At 64.6% G+C, this 20,720-nt stretch carries 18 protein-coding genes and 1 tRNA gene (1 of these 19 only partly in view); 13 read left to right on the forward strand and 6 right to left on the reverse strand.

Annotation, left to right across the window (positions count from 1 at the left end; genetic code table 11):
- A protein-coding gene (mog, locus tag C7450_RS00055; protein ID WP_170146977.1) for a molybdopterin adenylyltransferase crosses the window boundary here: on the reverse strand, nt 1–38 show its 5' end (the start). Its footprint begins 496 nt before the window's first position; only the first 38 of its 534 coding nucleotides appear in the window; its start codon is at nt 36–38; its stop codon lies off the left edge, out of view.
- A 360-nt stretch (nt 39–398) separates the two neighbouring features.
- On the opposite strand from mog, the gene C7450_RS00060 reads away from it, so the two are divergent.
- The 4 genes from C7450_RS00060 (at nt 399) to C7450_RS00075 (ending at nt 5,064) form a co-directional block, all read left to right on the forward strand.
- Entirely contained in the window at nt 399–1,796 is a 1,398-nt protein-coding gene (locus tag C7450_RS00060; protein WP_110372373.1) for a dipeptidase, read from the forward strand.
- Between the two features lie 37 nt (nt 1,797–1,833).
- Nucleotides 1,834–2,994: an N-acetylglucosamine-6-phosphate deacetylase gene (locus C7450_RS00065; RefSeq protein WP_110373165.1), complete on the forward strand. Its 1,161-nt coding sequence runs from the start codon at nt 1,834–1,836 to the stop codon at nt 2,992–2,994.
- Nucleotides 2,995–3,565: 571 nt separating this feature from the next.
- Complete coding sequence (locus C7450_RS00070) at nt 3,566–3,826, forward strand: hypothetical protein (RefSeq protein ID WP_146227230.1); 261 nt, start codon at nt 3,566–3,568, stop codon at nt 3,824–3,826.
- Nucleotides 3,827–4,257: 431 nt separating this feature from the next.
- A complete protein-coding gene (locus tag C7450_RS00075; RefSeq protein ID WP_110372375.1) occupies nt 4,258–5,064 on the forward strand; it encodes a L,D-transpeptidase in 807 nt (268 codons plus the stop codon).
- A 63-nt stretch (nt 5,065–5,127) separates the two neighbouring features.
- Here the strand turns inward: C7450_RS00075 and C7450_RS00080 are convergent, their stop codons facing one another.
- A complete protein-coding gene (locus tag C7450_RS00080) occupies nt 5,128–5,892 on the reverse strand; it encodes a 6-phosphogluconolactonase (RefSeq protein WP_245449412.1) in 765 nt (254 codons plus the stop codon).
- Nucleotides 5,893–6,251: 359 nt separating this feature from the next.
- Here C7450_RS00080 and C7450_RS00085 point away from each other — a divergent pair, with 359 nt between their 5' ends.
- The 5 genes from C7450_RS00085 (at nt 6,252) to C7450_RS00105 (ending at nt 11,788) form a co-directional block, all read left to right on the forward strand.
- Complete coding sequence (locus C7450_RS00085) at nt 6,252–7,268, forward strand: LacI family DNA-binding transcriptional regulator (protein WP_110372376.1); 1,017 nt, start codon at nt 6,252–6,254, stop codon at nt 7,266–7,268.
- A 96-nt stretch (nt 7,269–7,364) separates the two neighbouring features.
- Nucleotides 7,365–8,669 carry an extracellular solute-binding protein gene (locus tag C7450_RS00090; RefSeq protein ID WP_110372377.1) on the forward strand — a complete coding sequence of 435 codons (1,305 nt, stop codon included), beginning with the start codon at nt 7,365–7,367 and terminating at the stop codon, nt 8,667–8,669.
- Between the two features lie 99 nt (nt 8,670–8,768).
- A complete protein-coding gene (locus C7450_RS00095) occupies nt 8,769–9,674 on the forward strand; it encodes a carbohydrate ABC transporter permease (RefSeq protein ID WP_245449413.1) in 906 nt (301 codons plus the stop codon).
- Nucleotides 9,671–10,537, forward strand: coding sequence for a carbohydrate ABC transporter permease (locus tag C7450_RS00100; RefSeq protein WP_110372379.1), 867 nt, complete (start codon nt 9,671–9,673; stop codon nt 10,535–10,537). Before C7450_RS00095 ends, C7450_RS00100 begins: the two co-directional genes overlap by 4 nt.
- 12 nt (nt 10,538–10,549) lie before the next feature.
- Nucleotides 10,550–11,788, forward strand: a complete 1,239-nt coding sequence (locus tag C7450_RS00105; RefSeq protein ID WP_110372380.1) for a hypothetical protein — start codon at nt 10,550–10,552, stop codon at nt 11,786–11,788.
- Nucleotides 11,789–11,983: 195 nt separating this feature from the next.
- Here C7450_RS00105 and C7450_RS00110 read toward each other — a convergent pair whose 3' ends face one another.
- The 4 genes from C7450_RS00110 to C7450_RS00125 all read right to left on the reverse strand — a co-directional run bounded on the left by C7450_RS00110 (nt 11,984) and on the right by C7450_RS00125 (nt 16,219).
- Nucleotides 11,984–13,000, reverse strand: a complete 1,017-nt coding sequence (locus C7450_RS00110; RefSeq protein WP_110372381.1) for a Gfo/Idh/MocA family protein — start codon at nt 12,998–13,000, stop codon at nt 11,984–11,986.
- A gap of 3 nt (nt 13,001–13,003) precedes the next feature.
- On the reverse strand, nt 13,004–14,044 hold the full coding sequence (locus C7450_RS00115) for a Gfo/Idh/MocA family protein (protein ID WP_110372382.1): 1,041 nt from the start codon (nt 14,042–14,044) through the stop codon (nt 13,004–13,006).
- A 17-nt stretch (nt 14,045–14,061) separates the two neighbouring features.
- Nucleotides 14,062–15,246: a DegT/DnrJ/EryC1/StrS family aminotransferase gene (locus C7450_RS00120; protein ID WP_110372383.1), complete on the reverse strand. Its 1,185-nt coding sequence runs from the start codon at nt 15,244–15,246 to the stop codon at nt 14,062–14,064.
- 583 nt (nt 15,247–15,829) lie between these two features.
- Nucleotides 15,830–16,219, reverse strand: a complete 390-nt coding sequence (locus tag C7450_RS00125; protein ID WP_281064253.1) for a RidA family protein — start codon at nt 16,217–16,219, stop codon at nt 15,830–15,832.
- 375 nt (nt 16,220–16,594) lie between these two features.
- Here C7450_RS00125 and C7450_RS00130 point away from each other — a divergent pair, with 375 nt between their 5' ends.
- The 4 genes from C7450_RS00130 (at nt 16,595) to C7450_RS00145 (ending at nt 20,489) form a co-directional block, all read left to right on the forward strand.
- The gene (locus tag C7450_RS00130; RefSeq protein WP_110372385.1) at nt 16,595–17,425 is read left to right on the forward strand and encodes an inositol monophosphatase family protein; all 831 of its coding nucleotides are present in this window, start codon (nt 16,595–16,597) and stop codon (nt 17,423–17,425) included.
- 145 nt (nt 17,426–17,570) lie between these two features.
- A tRNA-Gly gene (locus tag C7450_RS00135) sits at nt 17,571–17,645 on the forward strand.
- 647 nt (nt 17,646–18,292) lie between these two features.
- The gene (locus C7450_RS00140; protein ID WP_170146978.1) at nt 18,293–19,300 is read left to right on the forward strand and encodes a nucleoid-associated protein; all 1,008 of its coding nucleotides are present in this window, start codon (nt 18,293–18,295) and stop codon (nt 19,298–19,300) included.
- Nucleotides 19,293–20,489, forward strand: a complete 1,197-nt coding sequence (locus C7450_RS00145; RefSeq protein ID WP_110372387.1) for a hypothetical protein — start codon at nt 19,293–19,295, stop codon at nt 20,487–20,489. Before C7450_RS00140 ends, C7450_RS00145 begins: the two co-directional genes overlap by 8 nt.
- Nucleotides 20,490–20,720 lie beyond the last annotated feature (231 nt).

A 20,720-nucleotide genomic window follows, 5' to 3' on the forward strand; every position in this document is an offset into this window, starting at 1 on the left:
GACACCGTCACCACGCCGATCACCGCCTCATCCATCATTCCGTCACCTGTTGCATGACTAGCCGGCGCTCGCGTTCGCCCGCGAGCGGCCTTGATCAAAACTGTTCGTCGCAAGGCTAGAGCACATCCGGCCGGCGGGGAATGGCAACCGAGCCAATCGCGCCGAAAGCCGCGGAGCGGGACGGTTTCTCTGCCCTAGCGAAAGGCTCCCTCTCTGCCGCGGACGCCACGGCCGCGAAGGCCACGGCGGCGCCGAACCCTGCCTGATGCGGAGGAGGCCCGCGATCCTCCAAAAACCACACGCACTTTCCGGTCCGATGTTCTATTCCTTGTGCTGAAATCCGCGTCCCGGCATAGCCGTCGCTCCGCAGCGCGGAACAGCAAGAAGGACAAGCCCCCGTGAATGCTCAGACCCCTTCGGTTCTCGCGCGCATCGATGCCGACCTCAACCAGAGCCTCGAGCGGCTGTTCGCTCTCCTGCGCATTCCAAGCATTTCGACCGACCCCGCCTTTAAAGCCGAATGCGCCAGCGCTGCAGCCTGGCTGAAGGCGGATCTCGCGGCGCTCGGTTTCGAGGCAACGGTTCGTCCGACACCGGGACACCCCATGGTGGTCGCCCATCAGAAGGCGGCGAGCGAAGGCCCGCATGTCCTCTTCTATGGCCATTACGACGTCCAGCCGGTCGACCCGCTGGAGCTATGGTCCGCGCCGCCCTTCGAACCGGCCCTGCGCGAAGACGAGACCGGCTCCCGAATTATCACCGGGCGCGGCTCTTCTGATGACAAGGGTCAGTTGATGACCTTCATCGAGGCCTGCCGGGCGTGGAAGGCCGTGACGGGCGCCCTGCCCATCAAGGTCAGCATCCTGCTCGAGGGCGAGGAGGAATCGGGAAGCCCGAGCCTCAAGCCGTTCCTCGATGCCAATCGGGACGAGTTGACCGCCGATGTGGCGCTGATCTGCGACACCGGCATGTGGGATCGCGACACGCCCGCCATCACTACAATGTTGCGCGGCCTCGTCGGCGAGGAAGTGGAGATCACCTGCGCCTCGCGAGACCTCCATTCCGGCTTCTATGGCGGTGCAGCGCGCAATCCGATCCATGTGCTGTCGGCGATCGTCGCCGGCCTGCACGATGCGGATGGACGCGTGACGCTACCGGGCTTCTATGATGGCGTGCCGGAATTGCCGGCGGAAGTTCAAGAGCAATGGCGCAACCTGCCCTTCGAGGAAAGCGCCTTTCTGGGTGAGGTGGGCCTCGCCGATCCAGCCGGTGAACGCGGGCGCAGCGTCCTCGAGCAGGTCTGGTCGCGCCCGACCTGCGAGGCGAACGGAATCACCGGCGGCTATACGGGTGAAGGCTTCAAGACCGTCATTGCCTCCAAGGCATCCTCGAAGATCTCGTTCCGCCTAGTTGGCCAGCAGGATCCGGACAAGATCCGCGCGGCCTTCCGCGCCTATGTCCGCAGCAAGGTGCCGGCCGACTGCCACGTCACCTTCAAGGAGCATGGCGGCAGCCCCGCCATCAGCCTTCCCGTTGATGGCGAATGGCTCGGCCGGGCGCGCCAGGCGCTCGGCGCGGAATTCGGGCGTGACGCCGCGCTGATCGGCTGCGGCGGCTCGATCCCGATCGCCGGCGACTTCAAGCGCATGCTCGCGATGGATTCCCTGATGATCGGCTTCGGCCTGAGCGACGACCGCATCCACTCGCCCAACGAGAAATACGATCTCGCCAGCTTCCACCATGGCATCCGTTCCTGGGCGCGCATCATCGGCGCCTTCGCGACGTCACGCGGATAAAGCCGCCATGCGTGAGCCTTTCATGAGTAAGCCCTTCATGAGTAAGTCTCGGACCGTCACGGGCCGCGATCCCGCGACCGGCCGCTCGCTCACCATAGCAATCGCAGACGGGCTGATCACCTCGATCGGGACCGGACCGCAGGACGAGCGCGCGGGGGATGAGAGCATCTGGCTCGCCCCCGGCCTTGTCGACCTGCAGGTCAACGGCTTCAACGGCCATGATATCAATCGAGGCGATATCACCGTCGCGACGGTCACGGCCCTGACGGATGCCATGCTGCGCGTTGGGGTCACGACCTATCTGCCGACGATCATCACGGCCTCGGAGGAGGCGATCGTCGCAGCGCTCGGCGTGATCGCGGCGGCGCGCGCCGCCGATGCGCGCATTTTCCACGCGATCCCCAGCGTCCATGTGGAAGGCCCTCACCTGTCGCCGGAAGACGGCCCGCGCGGCGCCCATCCGCGGGAGCATATCCGGCCGCCGGATATCGACGAATTCCAGCGCTGGCAGGCAGTGAGCGGCAATCTGGTCGGGCTCGTGACGCTCTCTCCGCATTATCCGGAGGCACCGGCCTATATAAGTGCGCTCACCCGGCAAGGCGTGCATGTGGCGATCGGCCATACCCATGCTTCCTCCGCCGCGATCACCGCCGCGGTCGACGCGGGGGCGTGCCTGTCCACCCATCTCGGCAACGGGGCGGCAGCCACCCTCCCCCGCCATCCCAATTTCATCTGGACGCAACTGTCCGAGGATCGGCTCACGGCGACCTTTATCACGGACGGCCATCATCTTCCCGCGGATGCGTTCCGAGCCATGCTGCGCGCCAAGGGCCTTGAACGCGCGGTGCTGGTGTCGGATGCGGTCGCCCTGGGCGGCCTGCCACCGGGCGTCTACGACCAGCCGATCGGTGGCCGCGTCGAACTCACCCCGGACGGTCGGCTTGGCGTGGCCGGCACGCCGTTTTTGGCCGGCGCCGTGCGGCCCCTGGCCGATTGCGTGGCGCAGGCGACAACGATGGGCGGGATCACGCTGGCAGACGCCTTGCGCCTCGCCACCGTCAATCCCGGCCGCTTCGCGGGCAATCGCGGTGTCATCCGCGTGGGGGCTCCGGCCGATCTCATCCGTTTCCAATGGGCGCCGGGCGATTCATCCCTGTCGCTCGATGCCGTCTTCACCCGCGGAGAACGGCACGTGTAACGCTCGTCAGTCCTGCTCGCCGCAGCAGCGATGCAACCTTTCATCTCCAGCAACGTTGAAGCTCCGTGTCGCAACGCGGAGAACCAACAATGCTGCCCATGGCTGTCCTAGGGTCAGGACCCATTAATATGATGGAAATGGCGCCTGAAACGGCAAAGAGATGCCAGGAGAGACGCGAAGGTCGATGGGGTTCCATCGGCCGAGTGGCTCGACGCCGCAGGTCGCAGCCGTTTCGGCGTCCTTCGGATGTGGTCCATTTGGCCGGCAACTGCGTCGCGGAGGGCTCGAAAGCCGAAAGGCTTCCTTCACCTCCGCTTCTTGTATCCGGCCAAATGGCCTCACACCATTTCAACCAGATTAATGGGTCCTGACCCTAGCCATTGCCAAGATCTCAGTACCCGGCTGGCCTACCTTCCGAGCGGCCGCGAGCGGCACCCTGCAGCGAACCGAACTGCCGCGCAGGCGCGCTTTGACCGAGCGTTGCAAGCCAATCAGCCTTTCGGCGATGCTCGCAATCGGCGCGATGTTCGGCCCTTTGATCCATCCCCAGGCCGCGATGGCTCAGGAGCCCGTGGAAGCAGCGGCCTGCCGCAAGGCCGCCATCGAAACCTTGAAACAATCCGAGGGCAACTCTCCCTTAAAAGACGTCAAGATCGATCTCGACAGCCTCACCATCGCCAAGGCGAATGCAGAGATCGGCGGAGCAAAGGTCGCCACGGTCATCATCGGACAGGCGGCCATCCAGCGTGAACACTCCGACGAGCCACACACCTTCCTATGCCTGCTCGGCGAAAAGGAGAAAGTGCTCATGACCTTCTTCACGAAACGTTGAAGCAAGCCGCAATATTGGCGGCCGACGGCGAAGTCGGTGCATAGCCTCTCCAATCTGCCACCTGGCCGAACCGAAGGGCAGTCGCAACCCGATAATATTTTGAAAATCAATATGTTGACCGAATTTCCGGCCATTCCACCGATAGCCCCCCATGGCGCACGTGATCTGGCGGCGTTGCGCGCAAAACTCCGGTATCCGCTAACGTTACTTCTATCGAAATGGCACGGACCTATGTCGGTTGGTATCGGGATGGGCAAGTTTGAGCTAGACTATAAAGCCTGACTGACTTCGCTCGGTCCCCGGTCCGTGCGGACTTGCGACCCGAAGCGCGGTTCTGGAACCCGGCGCGATGGTCGAGCGGCCGGACGGACAGTGCATCTATCGCGTACGAGACTGAGTGCGGACAGTGCGTTGGGAGTGCGATTACGTCCATGATCGAGTTGAAACGCCGCAGCTTCCTCTCCGGCCTGGCCGCCGGCATAACGGGCATCGGCCTCAGTGGTTGCGTCAGCCCGAATCCGCGACAGGCCGGTCCCGGCCCGGGTGCGGGGCGACGCATCGTCAGCCGCGATCTCCCGCCTCCCGCTGACATGCCACCTCCCGCAGACTTGTCACCTCCCGCAGACTTGCCGCAAACCGCCGACCTGCCGGCATCTGATGCGCAGGTCGCCTCCTTCTACGGCCCCGTCGAAGGGGAGCGCTTCCCCATACCTGCCGTCAACCTGTCCGCGATCAATCCCGCCTATCTGCGCCGCCAGGTGGCTTACACCACCGTCGAACAGCCGGGCACGATCATCGTCGACCCCCGCCAACGCTACCTTTATCTCGTCCAGGAGAATGGCCGCGCCATGCGCTATGGCGTCGGCGTGGGGCGCGAGGGGTTTGGCTGGTCGGGTGCGGCGACCATCAATTCCAAGCAGGAATGGCCGGATTGGTATCCTCCCAAGGAGATGATCCAGCGCCAACCCGAGCTCAAGAAAGTCGCGAGCCAACTCCAGAGCGGCCTCGGTGTCGCTGGGGGCCCGCGTAACCCGCTCGGTGCCCGCGCCATGTATCTATGGCAGGGCAACAAGGATACCCTCTACCGGATCCACGGCACCGTGGAGCCATGGACGATCGGCAAGAACGTATCATCGGGCTGCATCCGCATGATCAACCAGGACGCGATCGATCTCTACGAGCGCGTGCCTGTCGGCACCAAGGTCGTGGTTTTGTCCGCCGGACGCTCGCAGGCCTGAGGCCCTGAAGCATCGGTCCAGAGCGCATCAGCGCTCTTTGGGCGATTCCCGAGGATGGCCATCTTAGCTGCGCGGATCCGATTCCGCGTCAAGATAGAGGCGGCAGTCCGGATGCAGCCTCAATGCGCTCGCCGGGCAGTCGGTCTCAAGCGGGCCGTCAAGGGCCCGTGCAACGGCCTCGCGCTTGGACGCGCCGGGCACCACGCAAAACAGGCGGTCGGCGTCGAGGAGGCGCGGGATCGTCAGGGTGACGGCGCGGCGCGGTACGTCCGCGACAGTCGCGAAAGCCCCGTCATCGACCTGCTGCTGGCGGCAGACATCGTCAAGCGTGACGATCTTGACGGATTGCGGGTCAACGAAATCGGCCACCGGTGGGTCATTGAAGGCAAGGTGCCCGTTGACGCCGATGCCGAGGCAGACAATGTCGATCGGTGCTTCGGCAAGGCTGGCGGCATAGGCCTTGACGGCCGCCGCGGCATCGGGGCCTGGATCGATCAGCTTGACGGCGGCGAAAGGCAGCCGGTCGAAGATCGCGCGGCGCAACCAGTTGCCGAAGCGCTGGGGCGCCTCCGCCGGCAGGTCAAGATACTCATCCATGTGGAACGCCGTCACGCGACCCCAGTCTATGCCGGGCGCCGCAACCAGCGCCTGCAACATCTCGCTCTGGCTGACGGCAGCTGCAAAGATCATCCGCACGCCTGCCTGGCGCGCCAATCGGGCCCTGAGCTCAGCGGCGACGTCGGCCGCAGCGGCCTGCCCCATCTCCGCCCGTGTGGCGAAGGATAGAACGACGGGTCGCGCGAGCTGCTGTCCTGCAACTGATACCATAGGCCTTCCCTCTTGGACCCCTTTTGGACCTCACATTCGCCGGCGCCCCAGGCGGAGGCGCCGGCCGGGACACACCACCGCAGAAGGGGCTGCGGGGTGCATGCCAGCCATGAAACTCCTATGCAACCGATTGCATGTCAAGCCACCTCAATTGCCCGCGCATCCGTTTTTCCGGCCTCATCCGCGCAGCAGCTTTCCGCCAGCGCCCCGATTTGGTCCCGGCATGGGCCGCGTGGAAATAGACAAGCAAATTCACAAACTTGGATGAAAGCATCTGTTTCCATCCCGGCCCGATTTGCTCTAGTCTCCCCGTGGCACCAGAATGTCGCGAACGGCTTCGCGCGGGAAATAGAGACGTGATGGACGACGAAACATCCCGGCGGCGCGTCCCCACCATCGACCAAGTGGCTGCCCTGGCCGGTGTCTCGCGTGCAACCGTTTCGCGTGCTTTCACCCGCCCGGAAATGCTGAGCGAGGCCACGGTTCAACGGGTCAAGGCGATCGCCCGGGACGTAGGCTACGTGCCCAATCAGGTGGCGCGGGCCCTGAGCACCGGCCGTCATGGCAATCTCGCCCTCATCGTGCCGGATGTCGCCAATCCGTTCTTCCCCCCCTTGATTCGGGGCGCGCAATTGCGGGCCGATGAGGCGGGCTTTTGCGTTTTCCTCGGCAATTCCGACGAACAGGCGGGGCGGGAAGACATGCTCGTCGGCCGTTTCACGAGCCAGGTCGAGGGCATGATCCTGGTCTCCTCGCGCCTCGACGAAGAGCGGATCCGGCTCTACGCTGAACGCCGGCCGATCGTGCTGGTCAACCGCGATGTCGCCGGCATTCCGCGCGTCCTCATCGACAGCGCGACAGGGATCATCGCCGCGCTCGCGCATCTCATCGACCACGGCCACCGCCGCATCGTCTATGTCAGCGGACCCTCGGCATCATGGTCCAACCAACAGCGACGCCTTGCGTTGCGCCGTGAGGCGGCCAAGCGCGGCGTCGAGATCGTCGCCGTTCCCGCGCGACCCCCGACCTACGAGGCCGGCTACGCGGCAACAGCGCAGATTCTCGCCTCGAAAGCGACGGCCGCGCTCGCCTTCGACGATCTCGTCGCCCAGGGACTGCTGGCCGGCCTCGCCGAGCGTGGCATCGACGTGCCCGGACGATTCAGTGTGGTCGGCTGCGACGACGTGCTCGGCACGACCACCTATCCACCGCTGACAACCGTCTCGGCGCGCTGCAAGGAAGCCGGCCAGGTGGCCGCCGATTTGCTCATGGACCTGTTGAAGGTCAAGGCCATGCGCGATGTTCGCTATGTCCTCGAATCCCATCTTGTCGTGCGGGGAACGACGGGGCCCGTCGCCCCCCCTGACCGCCCGTGAGGCACGAGTCGTCGCGATGGCCGCTTGACACGCAACCGGTTGCACGACACTTTTTCAGGAGAGGCGACCGAAGGCGCCGGTGTCAGAGGGGATCTGATGATGAAATTCGCAGAGTTGACTTCCAGGAAGCTCGCCGTGAGGCGCCCGGTCTTCGCCATGGCCGCCGCGGCGCTGTTCGCGTCCATGCTGCCCGCCCAGGCCGAAAAGCTCACGATCTGGGGCGGCTGGCCCGAGATGGAGCCCTTTTACAAGCGCGTCGGCGAACAGCTGAAGCAAAAATACCCGGACCTCGAGATCAGCGTCGAGCTGATTGCCCTGCGTGAGCACGAAAAGCGCAATGCGCTTGCGCTACCCTCGGGCGCGGCCGCCGATGTCATCGAGATGGAGGTCGAGGCGACGCGCTATCTGGAAGGTGGTCTCGTTCCGCCGGCGCCTGACAACGTCGTGAAGTTCGTCAAGGACGGCAAGCATTTCGACACGTTCTTCCAGGACAGCGTCACCTTCGAAGACAAGATCTACGGCGTGCCGCTGTTCCGTGGCCAGACCGCGCTCTACTACAACACCGACATGTTCGCGAAGGCGGGCCTCTCCGGCGCGCCGAAGACCATGGCGGATTACACCCCCTACGCCGAAAAGCTGACGCAGCGCGACGCGCAGGGCAAGCCTGTGGTCAGCGGCTGGAGCCTGCGCCTGTCGGGCGGCGGCCAGGGTGTGGCCGAAAAATTCTGGATCAACCTGTTCCAGTTCGGCGGAAACCTCATCGAGGAAAAGAACGGCAAGTGGAAAGCCGCCTTCGCCAACGAGGCCGGTCGCAAGGCTTTCAAGCAGTATGTCGAGAATGTCCAGGTGCTGAAGACCGTTTCGCCGGAGATGAAGGCGGATGCGGAGGCCTTCGAGCTTGGGCAGACCGCCATGTTCATCCGCGAGTCCTGGGTGATCGGCGATATCGCCAAGAAGTCGCCCAATCTGAAATATGCGACCGCACCGCTGCCGCGCGGCTCGATCGTCATCCCGGTCAATCTCTACGTGCCGACAAAGCCCGGCAAGAAAGCCGACCTCGCGTGGGAATACGTCCTCCAGGCGAATGCGCCGGAGAACCTGCAGTGGCTCCTCGACAACATCGGCTGGCTGCCGAACCGGAAGGACGTGGACTATTCCGCCATCATCGCGAAGACGCCGGCCTTCGGCGCCTTCGTCAATTTCCCCGCCGACTACAAGTTCTTCTCGCTTCCCGCCATTGCGCCTGCCAGCGAGATCCTGACCCGCGTCGCGGCGCGGCTCGTCGACGGCTATACCAACCCGAAACTCCAGGATGACGCGGCCATCGATGCCTTCCTCAAGGAAGCGGCGGCCGAAGTCGACACCATTCTGAAGCGCGAAGGTCTGCTTGCGACGCCGTAATCCGGCGTCGCAACGTCTGCCTTCGGCACATCGCCGGTGTGCCCTTCCCCCAAGAGCACACCGGCGGTGCATTTTTGATCCCGAATGCGGAGAGAAGGCGTGCGGGAACTGGCTGGTACCTGGCATCGCAAGGGCTTTACATTCGCCGTTCTGGCGCTTTTGCCCGCGCTGATCATCTATACGCTCGTTCGCTTCATCCCCATTGTCGAGACATTGCGTCTCAGCCTGTTTCAGTGGAACCTGATCTCGCGTCGCAAGCCCTTCATCGGGCTCGACAACTTCCGCGAGCTGTTCACCGACGCGTTGTTCCTCGAGGCGCTCCGCAACACGACGATCATCGCCTTCGGCGTGCTGGCCATCACGGTGCCGCTCGGGCTCGTGCTGGCGGCGCTCATCCACCACCGCACGCGCTCCCGCTTCGCCGGCTTCTACGAAACGTCGATCTTCATTCCGCACGTCGTTTCGCTCGTCCCGGCGGCCATGGCCTGGAAATGGATCTTCGACGCGCGTCTCGGCCCGCTGAACGCCGTGCTCGGCCTGTTCGGCCTTCCGCCGCAGGCCTGGCTGTTCGATCCGGTGCTCGCCATCATCTGCGTCATCATCCTGTGTTCATGGCAGGCGCTCGGCTATGCGGTCCTGATCTTTCTCGTCGGGTTCAAGAATATTCCGCAATCGCTTTATGAAGCCGCGCGGCTCGACGGTGCCTCGGCGCTGCAGTGCTTTCGCCACATCTCGATTCCGCAGCTCAAGCCCGTCCTCCTCTATGTGTCGGTGATCACGCTGATCGCGGCCTTCAACATCTATGCGCAGGTCTTCGTGCTGGCCTCCGATTCGCAAGGCGCGCCGGGGCGGCTCGTGCGCGTTCTGGTGCTCGACATGCTGGAGAACAGCTTCCGCAACTATCGTGTGGGCTATGCCGCCGCGGAAGCCGTCATCCTGCTCGCCATCGTGCTGGCCCTCACGGCCATCCAGTTCAGGGTCTTCCGTGAAAAGGGCCGGGCATGAGCGACAAAGCCTCCGCCGATACCGGCATCCCGCCGACGCCGGGCCAGCGTATCCTGAACGGCGTCATTGACGTCGTCCTAATCGTCTTCTGCATCCTGATGCTGCTTCCCCTGGTGTTCCTGATCTCGAACGCCTTCAAGTCGCCCCAGGAGCTGCTGCAGTGGCCGCCGACGATCATCCCGCGTGATGCGACGCTTGATAACATCACCTCGGTTCTCGCCGATACGCCGCTCCTGCGCTGGATCACCAACACGTTTTTCTTCGCCGTCCTGTCGACGATCGCCATCGTCTCGACGTCGGCGGTCTCGGGCTATGTGCTCGGCAAGTTCAAGTTTCCGGGCGTGCACATCGTCTTCGGGATGATCCTCGCGACGGCCATCATCCCCTTCGAGGTCTATATGATCCCGCTATACCTCGGGGTGCAGCAACTTGGACTTCTGAACTCGCTGTGGGGTCTGCTCATTGGCTATCTCGTCATGAGCTTCGGCATCTTCCTCATCCGCCAGTATGTCATCTCCTCGATCCCGGATGAACTGATCGAGGCCGCCCGCATCGACGGGGCGAGCGAAAGCTGGATCTTCGTCAGGATCGTGCTGCCCCTGCTGCGCGGCCCGCTCGGGACCCTCGCCGTGCTCGCCTTCTTCCAGGCCTGGACGGCCTTTACCTGGCCGATGATCATCACGGCGACCAAGGACAGCTACACGCTGGAAGTCGGCCTTGCGCTGTTCCAGACCGGCTTCACCGTGGATCTCGGGCGCCTCAGCGCGGCGGCGGCGCTCGCCCTCCTGCCGAGCATCCTGTTCTTCGCCTTCATGCGGCGCAATTTCGTGCAGGGCGTGGCGTCGAGCGGGTTGAAGGAATAACGGGAGCAAGCCATGCGCTTTGCCTTTGCCAAGCGTGAGATCACGCCCGTCGCGCCGACCGCACTGTCGGGCTTCGCCAGTCGCGCGGGGCTCGCCACGGGCACGCTCGACCCCTTGACGGCCCGGCTCCTTCTCGTCGAGGTGGCTGGGAGACGCGTCGCCATCCTCGCCTTCGACCTCATCGGCGTGCCGGAGGATTTCCGCGCCCGGCTCGCCTCTCGGCTGCCCGGCGATATCGATGTCGTGCCCTGCGCGACGCACACCCATGCCGGTCCGCCCGTGCTCGCCCGTTCCATGCTCGGCGATGCCGATCCCGCCTATGTCGAGCGGCTGGTCGAGACGACCTTGGACCTCCTGCGGGAGGCCACCGCCGCGCTGCAACCGGGACGGCTTGCCGCCGTCAAGGTGCCGGTGCCGGGCATCGCCCACAACCGCCGCCTTGACGACGGCCCTGTCGATCACAACGCCGACGCGGTGGGCTTTTTCACCGATGATGGCGCGCTCGGCGCGCTCTGGGTGAACTTCGCCTGCCATCCCGTGGTGCTCGGACCCGACAATCTGCGCTACAGCGCGGATTTCCCCGGCGCCGCGCGTGCAAGGCTGGAAGACCTCCTGTCCGTTCCGGTGTTGTACACGACAGGTTGCTGCGGCCAGATCAACACTGGCCACAAGACGATGGATTCGATCCGCCAGAGCGGGATGTCCAAACGCACACCCGCTGAGGCTCAGCGCATCGGCACGCTGCTCGCGGATACCGTCGCACCGGCCGTGCGTGGACTGAAAGGGCGGCCCACAGAGGCGCTCACCTACGGCGAGACGTCGCAGGCCGCGGCCTTCGCCCCTGTCGAGACCTCCCTGCGTGTCCGGATCGCCCATGATGCGTCACAGGTGCTCGCGAACCCCGCCGCGAGCTTCGGCGAGAAGGCCATGGCTGAGATCGACCGCGACTGGTTGGCGCGCGAGCATGCCGGCGCCACGCTGACGGTGGGCGCGCTGCGGCTCGGCGATTTCACGGCCTTCTTTCTGCCCGGCGAGATCTTTGTCGATCAGGCGCTGGCCTTGCAGGCCAGGGTCCCGGGCGCCTTGGTGGTCGGTTATGCCTATACCAATCCGGGCTATATCCCGCCCCTCACCGCTATCCCCGACGGCGGCTACGAGGTCGATATCGCCTGGCGGCCCTATGGCACGCCCGGCCCTTTCGCACCCGGCACCGCGGAAGCCCTGGCAGAGGCCGCGCTGGCGCTGCTCTGACAGATGCGCTTTTCACCCACTCATGATTGATGTGACAGCAGCTCTGGATCCCTGTCCCGGGGATGCCACGCGGGGCCCACCCGCGCCGATCCCTCCCCTGAGGGGAGGGATCGGGGCGGCGTGACTGACTTGATGACCCCCCGGTGAAGGCAGGCCTCACGGCTCACTCAGCGAGGCTGCGCCAATCGCCCGCATTCACGCCCATTCCAGCGCCTTGCCGCCGGCGGCCGCGCTCTCCTGCGCGAGGATGGCGATGCGCGTCGCGCGCAAGGCATCAGCCGTCGGCACGGCGAGCGGCACGCCCTTGGCCAGATGGTCGAGGGCGAAACGCGCCGGTGGCTCGCCAGGCGGCAAGGGCCAGTCACGCAGCGGCGTATCATGGGTTTCGACCAGGAGCTTATCCTCGGCGAACAGGACATCCGCCCGGCCCCGGGTGCCGGTGATGCGCATGGCGTAATCGCCATGGCGCGGCGAGGCCTCCGGCTGCAGCCAGTCGACCTCGATGGCGACCTGGGGGCCGCCCGCGACGGTGAGGACTGCGCGCCCGGCGCTGGGGAAACGCCGGTTGCCCGGCAGCGTGCCGACGCCCGGCGCGTCGACGGCCGAGACCCAGCCCGAGACCGTGCCGCGTGTGCCGTCGACGAGCCACAAACCAAGGTCGACGTCATGCACGGTGAGGTCGGCGAGGATGCCGCCGTACTGGCCGGCGTCGAACATCCAGTCCGGACGCCGCGCGGCGTAGAACTTGTGTGGGCCGGTGGCATGAATCGTCACGATTTCGCCGATGACGCCGTCGGCGATGACGCCGCGCAGCGCCAGCGTGACGGGGTAGAATCGCTTCTCCAGCATCAAGGCGACAAGCGGCCGACCCACGAGAGCGTCCTCCAGCGCATCGAGCCCTGCGCGCGTGACCGCCAACGGCTTGTCGACGATGGCGAAAATCCCGCGCCTGGCGAGCGTCGCGACGATGCCGGCGCGCGCGCCGAATTCCGTCACCACGGACGCCGCATCGATGCGGTGCCGCGCGAGCATCGCCTCAACCTCGGCATAGCCAGGCGCCCCGGTGCGTTGTTCAAGGGCCGCGCGGCGCGCCGGATCATGCTCCACGACGGCGGCGATGGCGACATCGTCACGCCGGGCGACCTCATCGAGCACATAGTCCACATGTTGATGGGCCGCGCCGATCACCGCGATCTCGATACGCCCTGCCATGGCTTACCCCTCCCCGCCCACGGGAAATTCGCTGATCGCCACCGCGCGTCCTTCCTCGGACGAACGGTAGATGGCGCTCGCCACCCGCACGGCCTCGAAGCCCTCGCGGAAGCTCACGGCCGGCGGGCGCCGCGCGTGGATGGCGGCGATGAAGTCCTGCCACTGCTCGACATGGCCGGCGATGCCGATATCACCCGGATTGGCCGCACCACTCGCAATGCCGGAGCTTGCACCCGGCGCCGGCACATCCGTGAAATCCCAGCGCACGACGGTTGCGTGCTCCACCGTGAAGGCCCCGCGATCGGTGAACATCCGCAGACCCGCGGGATGGCCCGGCGGCGTCGCCGTCGTGGTGACGAGCGTGCCGATGGCGCCGCTGGCGAAGGTCAGGATCGCCGCCGTCGTGTCCTCGACGGGCAGGCGGTGGCCGAGCGTGGTCGCGAGCCCTTGCACGCGAATCGCCGGGCCGAACAGCCAGAGCATCAGATCGAGGCTGTGGACGCCCTGGTTGAACAGCGAGCCGCCGCCATGGCTGATCTCGGCACGCCATGGCTTTTCACGATAATACTCCGGCGAGCGCCACCAATGCACATCCGCCTCGATCAGCCGCGGCCGGCCGAGACGCCCGGCGCGCAGGGCCTCGTGGATATAGATATGTTGCGGCTCGAGCCGCCGCTGCGAGACGACGCCGCAAGTGAGCCCCGCCCGCTCGCCTTGCACGACGAGCCGGGCCGCCTCCTCCCAGTCGACGCACAGCGGCTTCTCGACGAGGACATGGCGCCCCGTCGCGATGGCCTGCGCCGCCGGGGCATAGTGGGCGCCACTCGGCGTCGCGATGACGACGATATCGAGATCGGCGTCCGCGATCATCTCTTCCGCCGTCGCGAACCATTGCGCCGCTTCGCCGCCGGCGAGCGCGGCCGCATCATCACCCGTTCCACCCGCCACCGCCGCAAGCCGCAGGTCCGGTATTGCGGCGATCGCACGGGCGTGCGTCTGGCCGATGGCTCCCGGGCCGATCAATCCAACCTTGAGATCCGGCATCGCTTTTGCCCTCCGCTTCAACCCAGCGCCTTGGCCATGGCGGCGATGACAGCCGCGTGGACCTCCTCACCGGCGAGCAGGACGTTCTGCGGCAGCCACCAGCTTTGCGCCGCCGTCTCTTCCGTAACCGGCAGATCGTCCACCGGCCGGCCGCCGAGCGCGGCGACCTCCTCCCGGATGGCCGGCATGCGATTGATCGGCGGATAGCCGGCGCTTGCCGGGATGCCCGCCTCCTGCAGCGCGGCCACGACGGCATCGCGTAGTGACCTGTCACGCCGTGCCGTCGCAAGCTGCCACGGCATCAGATGCCGCGCGTGCCGGATGGTGCGCGCGGGATCGACCACCTGGACCGGCAGGCCCTCGGCTTCGGCCATGACTGCCAGGCTTTTCCAGCCCGCGGCACGCGCCGCATCCATCGCGTCGAGCGTATCCAGCATCGCATCGGCCAAGACGCCCTGCATCTCGGTCATGCGCAGGTTCCAGCCGACGCGGTCGTGCTGATACCAGCCGCCGCCACGGCTGCGGCCGGCATTATGCAGCGACCAAAGGATATCGCCCAGTTCCGCATTGTCGGTGAGTACCGCCCCGCCCTCGCCCGCCGCGACATTCTTGCTGGTCTGGAAACTGAGTGTCGCCATGTCGCCCAGCGTGCCGACGCGACCATCGACATGGGTGGCGTCGATGGCCTGCGCGGCGTCTTCGATCACCACGATGCGCGATCCCGCGAGCTGCTGCCTGATGGCGCGGGCCTCGGCAACGGCCCCGGCGAGATGGACCGGAATGACAGCCCGCGTCTTGCCGCTGACCTTTCGCTGCACATCGGCCGGATCGATCATCAGCGTGGCGGGATCGATCTCGGCAAAGACGGGGATGGCGCCGAGAAGCAAGGGCGCGCTTGCGGTCGCGAGGAAGGTATAGGCTGGAACGATGACCTCGTCGCCCGCGCGGACATTCGCGGCCTTGAGCGCCAGCGCAATGGCGATGGTGCCGTTGGTGCAGCAGGTCGCGGCGCGCACGCCGTGCAGGGCCGCAAGCCGTTGGCCGAGCGCCTCCACGACATGGCCCTGGGTGCTGCCCCAGAGGCCCGAGCGCACGACATCCAGCATGCGATTTTCGACCTCGGCCGAGGGCCTCGGCGGCCACGGAGGTATCAGGCGCGCAAGTTCCGGCTGTGCTGCACCGGCTTTCAAGACCTCTGCCATCGTCACTGACCTCCACCCTCTGCGCGCCTCGAACGCCGCCCGCAGTCGCCCGTCGCCCCTCTCAGACGAACCCGGCGCAAGCTGACCGGCAATCGCTATTTCGCTCTATTCCGCGGCAAAGGTCAATGAAACCGATTGCATAAAATGCGACCGACATGGCGCTCTGATTTCACTGGCGGTTCTCCCCGACGCTATGGAATCACCGCATTATCGGCGCGTTATGCGATTGTCTATGGCTTCCCTGGCGGAAAGGCCCTCTCGCTGGAAAGAAGCGTACAAATCGTTATGCAACCGATCGCATCGCGCACGCGGCGCGTACCGGTTGGCTGCTCGCAGGGCGAGGCCATGTTGGCGCACGGATGCCCAAGCCGGCTCCCACCTGCGGAGGGAAAGCCACTTTCAAGATGATATTCAAAAGAGCTGTTGAAGTGCTGCGCGGGCACGACGCAACAACGGCCCGCCCCCGTCAAGCCGCGATCTTACCGAAGGCGGGCAATCCACCCGCGGGGCGCCGTCCGCCCGCAAAGCTGGCGCGATGACAGGTCGCGCCAAGTCCGCAGCCCGAAACTGTCGCAATGCCCGATCAGGGAAGGACGGCGGTCGCCTCGATCTCGACAAGCGCTTCCGGCTCGACCAGCCGCACGACCTGGACCGTCGCCATGGCCGGAAAATTGCGCCCGAAGAACTCGCGATAGGCGGCCCCGAGGGCGCGGCCGTCGGCGAGATAGGCATCGATGTCGGTTACATACCAGGTGAGACGCACCAGATGCTCGGGGCCGGCCCCCGCTTCCGCAAGGATCGCCGCGATATTCGCGAAAGTCTGGCGGGCCTGCGCAACGAAACCCTTGGGAAAACGACCCTCCGCGTCCCAACCGACGATACCGCCCGTCACGACGACCCGCCCCTCGGCCATCATGCCGTTGGCGTAGCCCTTCGGGCGCGGCCAGCCTGCGGGCTGGAGAACAGTGTGCACGGGGCCGTTCGCGACAGGAGCCGCCGTAACCCCATCGGAATGTCCGTTGATCGCGTCCGCCATTACCCTCGCACCCCGCTCCCGCTATGCCGCTGTGCACCACCGCAGCCGCCGACGTGGTCCCGTCCGCAGCCGAACACCGGCCTGTAGCCGTGTCCTGATAGTTTAAACTTGAAATATTTGCTATGCAACAGACGAAGCTGCACCATCCGGGAGATGCGTTGACAGGCATGATCGGGCGGCGCAAGACGCTTTCGCCAAAGGTTGCGGGCCGGGCAAGCCGCATCTGCGGGAGAGGCGCCCCCTGCACCTGCCGCATCTTGCCGGCCGGTGGCTTTGTGCGTTTCCGCAACTGGACAACTGAGGTCCCGCCCCATGTTTTCACTTCAGCATCTCAATTCGGTTGCCGAAATTCTGCAGGACGTCTCCCAGTCCCTCATCCTGCCGCGCTTCCAGAATCTGGATGACGGCGCCGTCCGCGCGAAATCCTCCATCCACGATCTCGTCACGGATGTCGATGAGGCGGCGGAGCGGGCTATCACGCCAGCCCTCAACAAGCTTTTCCCCCAAGCTGTCGTCGTCGGTGAGGAAAGCACGGCGGCGGATCCAAGCCTGCTCGATCGCATTGGCGGCGCGGAGCTTGCCTTCGTGCTCGACCCCATCGACGGCACCAAGAACTTCGCCTCGGGTCTTCCGCTCTTCGGTGTCATGGTGGCGGCGATCGAACGGGGAGAGGTCGTAGGCGCGATCATTCATGATCCCGTGATGAATGACTTCGCCTGCGCGCTGCGCGGAGAGGGTGCCTGGGTCGAACATCGTGACGGTCGCCGCGTCGATCTGCGCGTCGCCGCCCCTGTCCCGATCAACGATATGAACGGCCTTGTATCGTGGGCCTTTCTGCCGGAGCCGGAGCGGTCGCGAGCCACCGCCAACCTGCCGCGGTTCGCCATGACGAGCAGCTATCGCTGCGCGGCGCACGAATATCGCCTCATCGCCGCCGGCCATTGCGACTTCGCCGTCTATGCGAAGCTCATGCCCTGGGATCATGCGCCCGGCTGGCTCCTGCATCGCGAGGCGGGCGGATATTCCGCGCGATTCGACGGCTCGGATTACCTCCCGACACACCACAGCGGCGGATTGATCTGCGCGCCGGACGAGGCGAGCTGGCACGCGATCAGGGACGCGCTCTTCCACGATGGCAGGTGACAGGCCCGGACCTGCAGGGCGCATCATCGCCAGACCTGGGGACAAATCGTCGTCTTCAGAAATCTCTGCGATAGCCTCTTGCATTCCGTCCGGCTTTACGGCATGAAGCACCCGTCGGCGCCACGGACGTGGCCGCCACATGGATGCGGGTGTAGCTCAGGGGTAGAGCACAACCTTGCCAAGGTTGGGGTCGAGGGTTCGAATCCCTTCGCCCGCTCCAAAACTTTCAAAATAATCAATAGCTTATAGCGAAGCCGCTGAGAGGCGGCTTTGTCGTTTTTGGCTTGGTGACCACTTGGTGACCACCGATGTCGGGAGTGGTCACCAGCTCTCCCCCTGTGGAAAACCGCAGGTGAATCTCGCTTTGGAGGATGCAGCTGATCTGGCGGACACTCTGACCTCGAGACGGGGTTGGACGGCGGTGGCTCATACCGAAGCGATGATCACTGAGCGCGCCAAGACCGCGGCGGAGGGCCTACGGGCTGCGTTCAAGTCAGACGGCGCAGTACGAACGCGACGGCGCCTCCGTTGGGTTGGATCGGATTGCTCGTTCCAGCGAAGGCGATTCTCCCGCAGATGCGGGACGCCGCACGACGTTCGGATCGACCTTCAAATGTTGCAATCGGACTGCAAATGTTCTTATTTTGTTCTCATTTACGGCTTAAGTCTCCTCCTTCTAAGGGCCGCTCAAGCGGAAAGTGAACCCTCTTTAAAATTGCTTTGTGCGCACGTCTTTCAATCCGTGGATGCAAGTGTAGAAATGCGATTGGCCAAGGCCTGGTCGACTCCAGATCCTTGAATACCCAATACGATAGCCCTAGGGACGGCGGTGGCCGGTGACCCCAGGGAGAAGCTGTGGAGAGTTTGGTGGCTGACGGGATCTTCCACGTCGCGGTACATGAGCTCGAGCGCGCCGACACCGGCTTTCGCGTGAAGTTCGGCCAGGAGCAGCTCGCGATCACTCCCACGATCGATCGGGTGACCGCCCAGCTATTCGATCTCTACAAACGCCGCGCCTCGAAATCTCACGGCAAGTTCTCGACCGCGGCGGATGTGGCTCCCACGCAGAAACATCTGGAAGATTATGTCGCGACGAAGGGGGCGGGCTTCCCCGATTTCATCTCGCGCCTGATGGAAACGCTCAGGGTTCATGCGTCCAGCCAGAATGCCGCTTCGGGCGGGTTTGTCTTCTTTGCGCATCTCGAGCGGGACGAGCGGCAGTTCCTCCTCGTTGCGGTCGTGTCCAACAAGCTCGGTGCGACCCTGACCAAGACCTACGACGTCAAAGACGCCGAACACCTCGACATCGAAGGATTCCGCTTCGCCGGACGCATCAGCCTGACCGGGTGGGCGGCCAAGGAAGACCGCTACATCAGCTTCCTGAAGGGAAAAGGAGAGGTCTCAGACTACTTCAAAACCTTCCTCGGATGCGACACCACAGTCCAAGATCGCCAGGATACGAACGACCTCGTCGAGGCTCTCAAGGCTTTCGCTGACGCTCAGAACATGAAGCCGCCAGAGCGCGAGGGATTCCTGTCCAAGGCCAAAGATTTCTGCGACCAGATCGCGCGCGAGAAGCAGCCGCTTGCATTCGAAACGCTATCAAATGCGGTTGTGCCCGACGATCCCGAACCACTGCTGTCGTTCCTCGTCGACCCGGACCGTGGCCTCAACGATGGCTTCGTGCCGCACAGATCGGCGCTTGGGTCTTTGGTAAAGCTCAAACGCGAAACTCCATACTGGAGCGTCGCCTTCGAGCGGAGCGCCATCCACCAGGGCAAGGTCGATTACGACCCGAAACAGAACGTCCTGATACTAAAGGATCTGCCCGAGGATTTCGCGGCCGAGCTACGGCACGAGATTCTGGATGTCTGAGCTCGGGTTTGATCGCCTGCTGGCGATCTACCGCGCAACGCGGTTTGACCCTCGCGGCGAAGATGGCTCGCTTGCGATCGCCACCGGCGAGGTCCTGACGGACCTTCGAGAGATTTATACACAGCCCGAGATTGGCAAGGCCGCCGGCATTGAGCCGCTTTCGGATCCTGCGAAACTGCGCATTGGCGACGAAGTGCGGATCCGTGTCGGTCCGCCGCGCCTGTCGATCGGACGAATCGTCCGATCGCTCGACGAGTTGCTAGAGAGTCGTCGGGCGCGGCTCAAGGAGCCTGACACATATTTCATCATAGAAGGCGCTTTGGATCATTCGACCACGCCAGTGCCGGACGAGATCACGCGCTACCGCACGGCACTCGAGATTGTCGCGCTCTTCGTTAAGGCTGCAGCCTATCTTGACGAGATCAGGGAAGAGCTCGTCTTCATCCATGAGGGGAAGTTCGTGACGCCAGTCGTCTACGACGTCGCTCTGCTGAAGCGCCTTTCCATGAGCGATGCGGACCGTCTCCTCGGCCATTTCGCGGACGACGTCCACATCGACCAGAAGCTTGCGATCCTGAGCGAGTCGATCTGTCGGCTGAGCGCGCCGCGCTCCGCCGCGAGCCGGTTCACCTACCTTCTGGACAATCTGGACGAGATGGAGAAGGAGGTGCGCAACGGCTACAAGCTGTTCGCCTCAAGCTTCTCATACGCAAAGATCCGCGGCGAAATTGAGGCCGCTCGCGTCGACTATGTCAGCAAGATCCATAAGACGCTGATCGACATCCAGGGGCAGCTGCTGGGAATTCCCGTGGCGACCGTCATTGTCGCGTCTCAGCTGAAGACCGCGAAGTCATGCGGCCTCGAGTTTTGGACGAACATCGCCATTCTAGGCGGTGCCTGGATATTCGTGGGGCTGCTTGCGATCGCGATCGTTAACCAGTGGGTCACTCTTGGGTCGATCAGCCAGGAGATTGACGGTCAGAGGAAACGCCTCGAGCAGGATTATGCGGCAATCGCAGCGCAATTCATGGATCTGTTCTCAAAGCTCGGTGGTCGGATTTGCTGGCATCGCGCGGCCCTGATCGGGATCGGCGTCGTGGCGATCGCCGGCGCGGCTTTCGCCACCTACGTCTTCCTCCGGATTACGCCGGTTGAGATCAGCACCTGCATCGCCGCTGCATGGCTGTAAGGGTGACGCAGATGCCGAAATGTCCCGGCACCTAGGCTCGCCTTTCTTATTCAGGAAGGTGAATAGTCTGTCGCCGCTTTGGGCGCGAACCCTCGACGTCCGCCGACTCGTCCATCAGCGATGTGCCGTGGCGCGCGCTGCCGATCAGCCGCACCAAGGCGGCCCATGCTATCGGGGCTTTCACCGGTTGCGGTGGCTGACCTAGTCTGATTCTTCGCGCATTCAGGCGCG

The organism is Chelatococcus asaccharovorans, from assembly GCF_003201475.1.
Lineage (GTDB): Bacteria > Pseudomonadota > Alphaproteobacteria > Rhizobiales > Beijerinckiaceae > Chelatococcus > Chelatococcus asaccharovorans.